16 protein-coding genes are annotated in these 11,207 nt (G+C 60.3%); 10 read left to right on the forward strand and 6 right to left on the reverse strand.

Annotation, left to right across the window (positions count from 1 at the left end):
* Window positions 1–3 precede the first annotated feature (3 nt).
* Window positions 4–678 carry a hypothetical protein gene (locus ACRANW_RS09675; RefSeq protein ID WP_479431591.1) on the reverse strand — a complete coding sequence of 225 codons (675 nt, stop codon included), beginning with the start codon at window positions 676–678 and terminating at the stop codon, window positions 4–6.
* A 16-nt stretch (window positions 679–694) separates the two neighbouring features.
* A complete protein-coding gene (locus ACRANW_RS09680; protein WP_479431592.1) occupies window positions 695–1,108 on the reverse strand; it encodes a DUF2177 family protein in 414 nt (137 codons plus the stop codon).
* An 84-nt stretch (window positions 1,109–1,192) separates the two neighbouring features.
* Here ACRANW_RS09680 and ACRANW_RS09685 point away from each other — a divergent pair, with 84 nt between their 5' ends.
* The 10 genes from ACRANW_RS09685 (at window position 1,193) to ACRANW_RS09730 (ending at window position 8,870) form a co-directional block, all read left to right on the forward strand.
* Window positions 1,193–1,477: an exodeoxyribonuclease VII small subunit gene (locus ACRANW_RS09685; protein WP_479431593.1), complete on the forward strand. Its 285-nt coding sequence runs from the start codon at window positions 1,193–1,195 to the stop codon at window positions 1,475–1,477.
* Between the two features lie 4 nt (window positions 1,478–1,481).
* Window positions 1,482–2,393: a polyprenyl synthetase family protein gene (locus ACRANW_RS09690; RefSeq protein WP_479433912.1), complete on the forward strand. Its 912-nt coding sequence runs from the start codon at window positions 1,482–1,484 to the stop codon at window positions 2,391–2,393.
* Entirely contained in the window at window positions 2,390–2,908 is a 519-nt protein-coding gene (coaD, locus tag ACRANW_RS09695; RefSeq protein ID WP_479431594.1) for a pantetheine-phosphate adenylyltransferase, read from the forward strand. The genes ACRANW_RS09690 and coaD overlap by 4 nt, the downstream gene beginning before the upstream one ends.
* Window positions 2,909–3,030: 122 nt before the next feature.
* Entirely contained in the window at window positions 3,031–3,759 is a 729-nt protein-coding gene (locus ACRANW_RS09700) for a peptidylprolyl isomerase (RefSeq protein WP_479431595.1), read from the forward strand.
* Between the two features lie 40 nt (window positions 3,760–3,799).
* Window positions 3,800–4,837, forward strand: coding sequence for a tRNA preQ1(34) S-adenosylmethionine ribosyltransferase-isomerase QueA (gene queA, locus ACRANW_RS09705; protein WP_479431596.1), 1,038 nt, complete (start codon window positions 3,800–3,802; stop codon window positions 4,835–4,837).
* 9 nt (window positions 4,838–4,846) lie between these two features.
* Window positions 4,847–5,788, forward strand: coding sequence for an ABC transporter ATP-binding protein (locus ACRANW_RS09710; RefSeq protein WP_479431597.1), 942 nt, complete (start codon window positions 4,847–4,849; stop codon window positions 5,786–5,788).
* Window positions 5,788–6,555: an ABC transporter permease gene (locus tag ACRANW_RS09715; protein WP_479431598.1), complete on the forward strand. Its 768-nt coding sequence runs from the start codon at window positions 5,788–5,790 to the stop codon at window positions 6,553–6,555. The genes ACRANW_RS09710 and ACRANW_RS09715 overlap by 1 nt, the downstream gene beginning before the upstream one ends.
* 164 nt (window positions 6,556–6,719) lie before the next feature.
* The gene (locus ACRANW_RS09720; protein ID WP_479431599.1) at window positions 6,720–7,310 is read left to right on the forward strand and encodes an outer membrane beta-barrel protein; all 591 of its coding nucleotides are present in this window, start codon (window positions 6,720–6,722) and stop codon (window positions 7,308–7,310) included.
* Between the two features lie 108 nt (window positions 7,311–7,418).
* Window positions 7,419–8,552, forward strand: coding sequence for a tRNA guanosine(34) transglycosylase Tgt (tgt, locus tag ACRANW_RS09725; protein ID WP_479431600.1), 1,134 nt, complete (start codon window positions 7,419–7,421; stop codon window positions 8,550–8,552).
* A 3-nt stretch (window positions 8,553–8,555) separates the two neighbouring features.
* Complete coding sequence (locus ACRANW_RS09730) at window positions 8,556–8,870, forward strand: chorismate mutase (protein ID WP_479431601.1); 315 nt, start codon at window positions 8,556–8,558, stop codon at window positions 8,868–8,870.
* Window positions 8,871–8,947: 77 nt separating this feature from the next.
* On the opposite strand, the gene rpsD is transcribed toward ACRANW_RS09730, so the two are convergent.
* From rpsD to ACRANW_RS09750, 4 genes are all read right to left on the reverse strand, one after another.
* A complete protein-coding gene (gene rpsD / locus ACRANW_RS09735; RefSeq protein WP_479431602.1) occupies window positions 8,948–9,562 on the reverse strand; it encodes a 30S ribosomal protein S4 in 615 nt (204 codons plus the stop codon).
* A gap of 178 nt (window positions 9,563–9,740) precedes the next feature.
* Window positions 9,741–10,487, reverse strand: coding sequence for an RNA methyltransferase (locus ACRANW_RS09740; RefSeq protein WP_479431603.1), 747 nt, complete (start codon window positions 10,485–10,487; stop codon window positions 9,741–9,743).
* 7 nt (window positions 10,488–10,494) lie between these two features.
* Entirely contained in the window at window positions 10,495–10,971 is a 477-nt protein-coding gene (gene nrdR, locus ACRANW_RS09745) for a transcriptional regulator NrdR (RefSeq protein WP_479431604.1), read from the reverse strand.
* An 8-nt stretch (window positions 10,972–10,979) separates the two neighbouring features.
* Window positions 10,980–11,201 (reverse strand): hypothetical protein, encoded by a 222-nt coding sequence (locus ACRANW_RS09750; RefSeq protein WP_479431605.1) that lies wholly within the window; start codon window positions 11,199–11,201, stop codon window positions 10,980–10,982.
* Between the last annotated feature and the right edge of the window lie 6 nt (window positions 11,202–11,207).

The raw sequence follows: 11,207 nt of genomic DNA on the forward strand, positions 1-11,207 counted from the left end.
AGATCACTGGAGCGCGAAGGCCAAGTTTCCGCGTTTGCGGAACCAGCGATTCTCCCCCACCCACATCGCCAGCGCAGTCAGAATGGCAAAGGCGACGAGCGCCTGGAGATAAAGAAACAGCCCGGCGTTTTCTGGGTGAGGCGCGAACCAGTTGATCGCCTGAAGCAGCAGTAGCGTTCCCAGCAGCACCGCTGGAGGGCCGGCCGGCCCGCGGGTGCGCCTTAAATAAAAAGCGAAAGCGCCGAACGTCAAGGCGAGCTCAAGCGGGATCGCGACCCAAGGCAAGTTCCACAGACCAAGGCCAAACTTGGGCGGCGTGCCATCGATTGTCAGATCAGGGACATGCACGATCCAATCGAGCAGCCAATGAGAGATCACGACCAACGCAGCCAGCGCGCCGAGGTGCAGGTTGCGCTGGTGGATGGCCACGACGCCAAAGAACGCCGCCGCCCATAGCGCAGTGCCAATCAGGCTGTGGGTATAGGGCATGTCGTAAAGGTCGAAGGGCACCATCACGCTGGCATCGGGGTCTATGCGCATCTGTTCGACCCCAATGGCGGCCAAGATGAAAAAGCCCCAGTCGATCAACTGCGCCGCCATGAACATCAGACCTAGCCGTGGGCGTTCGGGGCTAACCGCTGCTGCGACAAAGGCGGGGGCGAAGTGGCCGATGAACATGAATGTGGCGCCTGAGTCAGGTTGAAACGGGTGCGAAACGCAAAACCACCCAGGTTGCGATGCCACTGGCCGAGCCGGTGACGAAGGCGCCCCACAGGATGTCCAGAACACTGATTTGTGTCGACCACACCTTCAGCACCGCCTGCGATGTCAGGTCGAAGGTAGCATAACACAGCGCGCCCAGAACAATTCCGTTGAGAACCGCGGCCTGAACCGTGCCGCTTTCGATGCCTGGCCGGATCGCGAACCAGATCATCCCAGCGATATAGATGAGATAAAACGCAACCGCAGGACCGGCATTGAAATTCTTTGCCATGATCTCGCCGATGACCGGGCGGTAGAGATTACCTGCTGCCCAGCGCAGCCACACCACGTCCATCGCCAGAAAAACGACCGCTGCCACGCCATAAGCGATGATCCATTTAAGCATGTTGCGTGCAATTCCTGTTTTGGATGTTCCCGCCCGTGATCCCTAGCCTTGACCGCGCCTGCATGGCTCGTCAATGCTCAACCCATGGACGAGGCTAAAGCATTACCGATGGCCGCTGAACAGACCAGCGCGCAGGATATCGCAGGCATGAGTTTCGAGGCGGCACTGGCTGCACTTGAACAGATCGTACAGGCGCTTGAGCGAGGGGACGTGCCGCTCGATCAATCGATTGGTCTGTATGAACGGGGTGAGGCGTTGCGCACGGCCTGCCAGCAGCGGCTTGACGCAGCGCAAGCGCGGATCGAACGGATTGTCACAGCCGCAGATGGGCGGGCAATCGGCACCCAGGCATTCGATACGGAAGGCTGAAATGATGCTGGCCGAAACCAAGAGCAGTGCGCTTAGCGAGGAAATCAAGCGCGTCCAGTCGGAGATCGATTCGCTGTTCGATGCGATCCTTCCGGTACCGGACGACACCAGCGCGCGTCTGGTCGAGGCTATGCGCTATGCTGCGATCGGCGGGGGCAAGCGGGTGCGCCCGCTGCTGGTGGTCAGCACCGCCAGCCTGTTCGGCGTGGCGCGCGATGCGGCGCTGCGGGCGGGGGCGGCAATCGAGGCGATCCACGTCTATTCCCTGATCCATGACGACTTGCCGTGCATGGACGATGACGACTTGCGCCACGGCAAGCCGACCCTGCACAAGGTCTATGACGAGGCAACCGCCGTGCTGGCGGGCGATGCGCTTCACGCGCTGGCATTTGAAATCCTCGCTGACAATGAAACGAGCGAAGACCCTTTTACGCGCAGCGAGTTGATTTTGACGCTAGGCAAGTCATCCGGGATGCACGGTATGGCTGGCGGTCAGATGATGGATATGGTCGCTGACGAAGAAGGGGTGACCTACGACCTTCATACCATCACCCGCCTGCAACAGCTCAAGACCGGCGCGTTGCTGGCCGCAAGTGTCGAGATGGGCGCCATCCTCGGCAAGGTCGCACCGCAGGGTCGCGCGCATTTGCGTGCCTATGCCCGCGACATCGGTCTCGCATTTCAGATCGCTGACGATCTTCTCGATGTCGAAGGGGATGTCGCGAAGGCAGGAAAGGCCCTGCGCAAGGACGAAAGCCAGGGCAAGCAGACCTTTGTGACGCTTATGGGCGCCGACAAGGCCCGCGAACAAGCGCGGGCGCTGGTCGATCAAGCCGTGCTGCGGCTCGCTTCCTATGGCGCTGAGGCCGATATCTTGCGCGCGCTGGCCCGGTATATTGTGGAGCGAGACAGGTGAGGTCAGCCCGCCGCATTGGCATCTACCCCGGAACCTTCGATCCCATAACCCTGGGCCATGCCGACATCATCCGGCGCGGGTCGAAGCTGGTCGACGATCTGATCATCGGGGTGACGACAAACCCTTCGAAAAACCCGCTGTTTTCTACTGAGGAGCGCTTTCGCATGGTGGAGCGCGAAGTGGCGAACATGGGCCTTTCCAATGTCGAAGTGGTGGGATTTAATGCGCTGCTGGTGAAATTCGCACAGAAGCAACGCGCCAATGTCATTATCCGTGGCCTGCGCGCCGTCGCGGACTTTGAGTATGAATATCAAATGGCGGGCATGAACCAGCAGCTTGATGACGATATCGAGACCGTGTTTCTCATGGCCGATGTCTCGCTCCAGCCGATTGCCTCCAAGCTCGTCAAGGAAATCGCAATGTACGGCGGCGACATCGCCCGCTTTGTAAGCGCGCCGGTGTGCGACGAAGTGAATGTACGGGTGCGCGAAGTGGGCCTCAAGGGCGATTACTGAGGCGCATCGCCCGGGTCACACATCGTTCCTCTCACTCATTGCCCTTCTCATTCATTGCCCTTCTCATTCATTGCAGTGTCAGGCGGGCGCGGCTAGACGCGCGTTGAAATCCGGATGGAACCATGATCATCACAAAAATTGCTCCTGCCATTGCCGCCCTTTTGCTGTTCGCCGCGCCGCAGGCGGCCTTCGCTCAGGCCCAAAAAGATGACACACCGCCTCAGGCCTTCGGTGACAATGCCGAAGAGGCCGACGAGGATGCTGTTCCTGTAGCGGCGCGCACCTATCCGCCGATCAATTTCGATCCGGCGGTTGAACCGGAGGACGTCTGGGTTCTGGATCTGTCCAATGGGCAGAGGATCAAAATCCGCCTTCAGGATGAATGGGCGCCAGCCCATGTTGAACGCATCAAGACACTGACCCGCGCAGGGTTTTACAATGGCGTGGTTTTCCACCGTGTGATTGAAGGCTTCATGGCGCAGGGCGGGGATCCCACCGGGACCGGGCAAGGCGGCAGCGAGCTTCCTGACCTGAAGGCTGAATTCAATCCGATGCCGCATGTCCGTGGCAGTTTGGCCATGGCGCGCGCTGCCGAAGAAGACAGCGCCAACAGCCAGTTCTTCATCGTGTTTTACCCGCGGTTCAGCCTCGACAAGAAATACACCAATTTCGGCCGCGTGATCGAAAATATGGAAGCGGTCGACGCGATCAACCGGGGTGAGCCGCCCGCCGAGCCGACCTTTATCCTCCAGGCGTCGCTTGCCAGTGACAATCTGCCTCCGCCCCCGCCGCCCGCGCCGACCGTGGAAGCGCCCATTTCCGCCGATATGCTGAGCGCGCCGATCGGTTAGGGGGCTTTGCTACGATGGCGCTTCCCGCTAGGCGCGCGCTATGAAGGTTGATCTGTTCGATTTCGAGTTGCCGTCAGAGCGGATTGCTTTGCGTCCGGTGCGTCCCCGCGATTCGGCACGAATGCTGGTGGTTCGAGGCGGTGATGCGGCATTTGAAGATTGCGGTGTGCGCGATCTGCCTAGTCTTCTGAACTCCGGTGATGTGCTGGTGTTCAACGATACCCGCGTAATCCCCGCCCAGCTCGAAGGCCGCCGTGCCGGCGGCGAGGCCAAAATTGGTGCGACGCTGCACAAGCGGCTTGATCTGCGGCGCTGGCAGGCTTTCGTTCGCAACGCCAAGCGGGTGAAAGATGGCGATCAGATCATCTTTGGCGGAGGCGTTACCGCAATTGCCGAAGCACGCCTTTCTGACGGGTCCATCACGCTGATGTTTGAGGGCGAAGAGCCAGTCGAAGTCTTGATCGACCGCGCCGGCACGATGCCGCTGCCGCCCTATATTGCGTCGAAGCGCGGTGTCGATGCGCAGGATCTGGAGGATTACCAGACCATGTTCGCCCGCGAGAAAGGTGCAGTGGCCGCACCTACCGCCTCCCTGCATTTCACCCAACGACTGATTGATGCCATCGACGCGGCCGGGATCGGGCGGGCGATGCTGACATTGCATGTGGGCGCGGGCACTTTCCTACCCGTAAAGGCCGACGATACCGACGATCACCAGATGCACGCCGAGTTTGGCCGCATCGCGCCTGAAACCGCAACGCAATTGAATGAAGCCCGTGCCAAAGGTGGCCGGATCATCGCCGTTGGCACCACGTCACTGCGCTTACTCGAAAGTGCGGCGGACGCAGATGGCAAGATCCAACCCTTTGCCGGTGATACCGCGATCTTCATCACGCCCGGTTACAAACTGCGCGCTGTGGATGGGCTGATGACCAATTTCCACCTGCCCAAATCGACGCTGATGATGCTGGTGAGCGCGCTGATGGGGCGCGAGCGGATGATGGCGGCCTATGCCCATGCGATCGCGCATGAATATCGGTTCTATTCTTATGGTGACTCCTCGCTGTTGCTGCCCTAAATCGGTTTCATGAACGAACCGATCCTGTCGATCCGCGGCCTCACCAAGACGTACAAGGGCGGCACGCGTGCGCTCGACAATGTTGATCTGGATATTCGCTCGGGCGAGATTTTTGCGCTGCTGGGCCCTAACGGCGCGGGCAAGACGACTCTGATCGGCGCGGTATGCGGGCTGGTGCGGCCCACCGGTGGCACCATCACCGCCTTCGGACAGGATCTGTCGCGTGATTGGCGTTCGGCGCGGGCGCGAATCGGACTGGTGCCGCAGGAACTGGCCACCGATATGTTTGAAACCGTGTGGCGGGCCATTTCCTATTCGCGGGGTCTGTTCGGCCAGCCTAGCGATCCGGCACGGCTCGAGGAAATTCTCAGAAGCCTGTCGCTGTGGGACAAGAAGGATGCGCAGATCCGCTCACTTTCAGGCGGAATGAAGCGTCGCGTGCTGATCGCCAAGGCGCTGGCGCACGAGCCGGAGTTGCTGTTCCTTGATGAACCCACTGCGGGCGTCGATGTCGAACTGCGCAAGGATATGTGGCAGCAGATTGCCCGGCTCAAGCAGCGCGGTGTCACCATCATCCTCACCACCCATTACATCGAAGAGGCCGAAGAAATGGCCGACCGCGTCGGCATCATACGCGGTGGACGCATCCTGATGGTGGACGAGAAGGCGGCGATGATGGACCGGCTTGGCACGACCGAGGCGGTGATTACGCTCGCCGCGCCTTTAACCGCGATCCCGCCGGAACTTGCCGCTTTCCCGATCGAGATTGCCGAAGGCGGAATGCAGATCGTCTACCGCGGCGGGAACGGGCAGGGTGGAGGCCGCGCACAGGTTGCGCAGCTTGCGCAGGCCATGACCCGTGCGGACATCGCCTACACCAGTCTCGATATTCATGATTCCTCACTTGAGGACATTTTTGTCGGCCTGCTTGGTGAGAAGGAGGCGGCTTGATGCCATTCAATATCCGCAGCGCCTATGCGATCTACCGCCGGGAAATGGGCCGCGCCTTCCGCACCGCGTTTCAATCGATCCTCTCGCCCGTCCTGACGACGTCGCTGTATTTCGTGGTGTTCGGAACAGTCATCGGCGCGCGGATGGAGCCGATTGGCGGCGTTCCCTACGGCGCCTTCATCATTCCCGGCCTGCTGATGCTGACTCTGCTGGGTGAGACGACCAGCAATGCCAGCTTCGGCATTTATATGCCGCGCTTTACCGGCACTATTTTTGAACTGCTGTCGGCGCCCGTCGGCGTGGCGGAAACGCTGGCAGGCTTCGTCGGCGCGGCGGCTACCAAAGGCCTCATTCTGGCCGCGATCATTTTGGGCACAGCGACGTTTTTTGTCGACTACGAGATAAAATATCCGCTTCTTGCCGCAGTCTACATCATGCTCGTGGCTTCAAGCTTCGCGCTATTTGGGTTCATTTTGGGAATCTGGGCCGATTCCTTCGAGAAGCTCGGCATCATACCACTGCTGATTCTCACGCCGCTGACCTTCCTCGGCGGCACGTTCTATTCGATCCGCGATCTGCCCGCGCCATGGGACGCAGTCGCGCTGGCCAATCCGATTGCCTTTCTGGTGAGCGGATTACGATTTGGCTTCTATGGTGTGGCCGATGTGCCGATCGCTGTATCGCTCGGCCTGACGCTTGGCTTCCTTGCGCTTTGCATCATTGTAATCGCAGTGATTTTTCGAACAGGATGGCGTCTGCGCGAATAGCGCAGGTCAGATGGCATCGCCTGTTTGTCGGACCATATGCACCGCCTGCCCGACATTAATGAAAACCTTTGCGTTCGTTCATTGCGCAGAAAGATGCGCATTCCTACATGAGCGATAACCCGCCGTACCCCCTATTGCGGCAGGTGCAACGAAGGATAAAAAGAATGAAAAAGATCGCAATCTTCAAGCTCGCGGCGCTCGGCGCAGCGATGGGCGCAGTGGCACTTCCAGCAGCAGCCCAGGCGCAAAGTTCAACGCAGCCCGACGTAACCATTGGCGCCACCGTTGGTCTTCACGATCTCGGTATCGACCTTGGCGATCTCGACGCCGATGACGGCCAGTTCAACAACTTCAACATCGACGACAGCGGCGAAATCTACGGTGGTTTCGTTGCAGTCGATTTCCCGCTCAGCACCAACCTTTTCGCAGGCGTTGAAGGCAACGCCTCGTTTGGTACGGGCCCAATCGACGCTGAGTATGGTGTCTCGGCGCGCCTCGGCTTCCGCACCGACAGCGGAGCCAAGATCTACGCACGCGGTGGCTACCAGTGGGTCGACCTCGATGTCGGCAACCTGACCGGCATCAGCGAAGATTTCCTCAATGCCAACAACATTGACGTCGATGATGTCGCGGGTGACTATCTGGTCGGCGTCGGCGTTGAAGTTCCGATCAGCTCGGTTGTCCTGCGCGCCAACGTCGATACCATCGCGTTCGACACGCTGCGCGGCACAGTCGGCGTAGGCTTCAAGTTCTGATCGATTGATCGGAATTGAGAATATCATCGGGCCGTTTGTCATCATGGCAGGCGGCCCGTTTGCTTTGGGGGTGACAGGGGCGCCGCGCCTCGCTAGCGCGCGGGGCCAATGACCACACCGCGCTTTTCCTTCACCCTTCACGCCACCGACGGCAAGGCGCGCACTGGCACGATTGCCATGCAGCGCGGCGAGATCCGCACGCCCGCCTTCATGCCGGTCGGCACGGCGGCCACCGTCAAAGCGATGAAGCCCGAAGCAGTGCGGGCGACCGGCGCCGACATCATTCTGGGCAATACCTATCACCTGATGCTGCGCCCAGGCGCCGAGCGTGTGTCACGGCTTGGCGGGCTTCACACCTTCATGAACTGGCCGCGCCCGATCCTGACAGACAGTGGTGGCTATCAGGTGATGAGCCTCAGCGATCTGCGCAAGCTTACCGAACACGGCGTCGAATTTCGCAGCCATATCGATGGCTCCAAGCACATGATCACGCCGGAACGCAGCATGGAAATCCAGCGGCTGCTGGGTTCCGATATCGTGATGGCCTTTGACGAATGCCCCCGTGCGGACAGGCCGCGGGACGAGATCGCCGCTTCGATGGAACTCTCGATGCGCTGGGCAAAACGCAGCCGCGAAGGTTTCGACAGCGGTGAGGATCACGCACACCGTGCCGCCTTGTTCGGCATCCAGCAGGGCGCATTGCACCCAGACCTGCGCCAGATCAGCGCCGATGAACTCACGGCGATCGGTTTTGATGGCTACGCGGTGGGAGGACTAGCTGTGGGGGAAGGGCAGGAGGCGATGTTCGGTGTGCTCGACTATGCGCCCGATATGCTGCCCAAGGACCGCCCGCGTTATCTGATGGGTGTGGGCAAGCCCGATGATCTGGTCGGTGCGGTGGAGCGCGGCATCGACATGTTTGATTGCGTGCTGCCGACACGGTCCGGCCGCAATGGCCAGGCATTCACCTGGAATGGCCCGATGAATGTGCGCAATGCGCGCTTTGCGGAAGATACCGGCCCGCTGGATGATCGCTGCGTGTGTCCGGTCTGCACCACTTACAGCCGCGCCTATATCCATCATTTGGTGAAATCAGGCGAGATGCTGGGCGCGATGCTGGTGACCGAGCACAATCTGAGCTTCTATCAAGCCTTGATGCAAGGGATGCGCGATGCCATTGCGGCCGCACGTTTTGCTGATTTTGCCGCCACGTTCCGGCGCGATTACCTTGGAAGTTCCTGATTGATGTCCGATACTGCCGTAAAATCCCCGGACGCTTGCGAAACCATGCTTGATGTGCGCGCCGGGGTCGATGCGCTCGACCGTGAGCTGGTTGCGTTGCTGGCCACGCGCTTTGGCTATATGCGCGCGGCCGCCCGCATCAAGCCTACGCGCGATGCGGTGCGCGATGAAGCGCGAAAGGCGAGTGTGATTGCCGCAGCCGTAGCCGAAGCGAACGCCCGTAGCATACCGACTGACGTCGTTGCTGACATCTGGGAGCGCCTCGTCGAAGGGTCGATTGCGTATGAGTTTGCCGAGTGGGACCGGACGCGGGATTGACGCAAAGCACCATTTACCAACAAAAAAGGGCGGCCCGATGAGGCCGCCCTTTTTGTATTGGTTGTTTGAATGCCGGATCAGCGCGAGTAGAATTCCACCACCAGGTTCGGTTCCATCGTGACCGGGTAGGGCACTTCGTCGAGCTTCGGCACGCGGGTGAAGGTGGTCTTGTCCGTACCATCGGGCTGGACGTAATCGGGAATGTCACGCTCTGCCAGGCTCTGCGCTTCAATCACCAAAGCCATTTCCTTGGCCTTGCTGCCGAGGCTGATGACATCGCCGATCATCACGCGGCGCGAGGCAATGTTGCACTTCACGCCGTTCACATAGATGTGACCGTGGCTGACAACCTGACGGGCCGAGAAGATCGTCGGCGCGAATTTGGCGCGGTACACGACCATGTCCAGGCGCTGTTCGAGCAGGCCGATCAGGTTCTGGCTGGTATCGCCCTTCATGCGCGATGCTTCGGCATAGGTGCGCTTGAACTGCTTTTCAGTGACGTCGCCGTAATAGCCCTTGAGCTTTTGCTTGGCGCGCAACTGCAGGCCATAATCGCTCATCTTGCCCTTGCGACGCTGACCGTGCTGGCCGGGGCCGTAGGAACGCTTGTTCACCGGGGAATTGGGACGACCCCAGATGTTTTCGCCCATCCGGCGGTCAAGCTTGTACTTGGCGCTTTTGCGCTTCGACATACGTCTTCCTTCAAATTGCAGGGCCACCCCCATTGGGCAGCCATCAAACCCGGCATCGCACCACCACGAAAGATCATGATGCGGCCACCGCTTCACCGGGGTGCGGGGCCAATTGCGAAGGGGCGCGCATAGCAGGATGGACGTGGAGGTCAAGCCGATGACGGCTTGCGCAAGCGGTTCAGTCGCGGATCTTGCGGGCAAGTGTCGTGAGAACGCCGCGCAAGGTGCGCACTTCCAGATGATTCCAGCCCGGCTTCGTCAAAACGCTGCGCAGCGTGCGGCGCGTGGCATCGGCGCGGCCTTCAGGCAGGAAATATTCTCGCGGTTCAAGCAGCTTTTCAAAGTGGCCAATCAGCCCTTCGAGCTCCTCCTGCGGGGCGGGGGGCAGGATTTCCTCCACCGACGGTTGCACAAGGCCTACATCAGCCTCTGCCATCTCACGCCCGATCCGCGACCACTCATAGGCGACCAAGATCACTGCCTGTGCAAGGTTGAGCGAGGGAAATTCAGGGTTGATCGGAATGGTGAGGATATTGCGCGCCAGCGCCACGTCCTCAGTCTCAAGCCCGGACCGCTCAGGGCCAAAAATAATCGCATGGCGACCTGCGTGGGTGTGAACCAGGCGCCCGGCTTCGTCTGCACCGATCACCGGCTTGGTCACGCCGCGCTTGCGCACGGTGGTGGCGTGAACGTGGGCGCAATCGGCCACAGCCTCGGCGGTGGTGGCATAGACCTTGGCCTGCTGGAGAACGCTATCTGCACCCGCCGCAGCCGGGCCGGCCGACGGGTTGGGCCAGCCATCGCGCGGGGTCACAAGCCGCAATTCCGTCAGCCCGAAATTGAGCATCGCCCGCGCCGTCTTGCCGATATTCTCGCCAAGCTGCGGGCGCACGAGCACGATCACCGGCTTGTTGAGATCGGCCATTTTGCAGTTATTCTTTCGCGGCTTGCTGAACGGTGCTGGCAAATTCTTCGAAGTCACGTGCCTCGGAGAAGTCGCGGTAGACAGATGCGAAGCGAATGTAGGCGACTGAATCTATCTGGCGGAGGCCATCCATAACCAATTCGCCAATGTGGGATGAAGGCACCTCAGCCTCACCCGATGTTTCGACCTGGCGCTGAATTCCCGAAATCAGTTGGTCCAGTCTCTCCTGATCAATACCGCGCTTGCGACTGGCGAGCGCAACGGAATGCTCGAGTTTGGACCGGTCGAACGGTTCGCGCCGGGCGTTTTCACCGTTCACGCCGGACTTTACCACCACAACCTCGCGCAATTGCACGCGTTCGAATGTGGTGAAGCGCGCCCCGCAGGACGTGCACTGGCGCCGCCGCCGGATGGAGGCATTGTCCTCTGTCGGGCGACTGTCTTTGACCTGGGTGTCATCATGGGCGCAAAAGGGGCAGCGCATTCAGAAGGTTACTTCTTGATCCTCTGATACAGGGCGAAGCCAGCGCCGGCGATAAGCCCGACGGGGATGGAAATGACCGGCAGGATAAATCCGGCCGCAGCGCCAATCGCGGCGCCGGTCAGGACAGGCTTGGTGGAAGGATGCTGCATCCCTTCCTTCGCCATGCCGCTCACTTCGGTCTTTACGTCCTCGACCCAGTCAGGGCCTTGGCGGGGGTCTTGATCGTTCATTGTCGC

The organism is Erythrobacter sp. 'gip.4 top 5' (genome assembly GCF_056495765.1).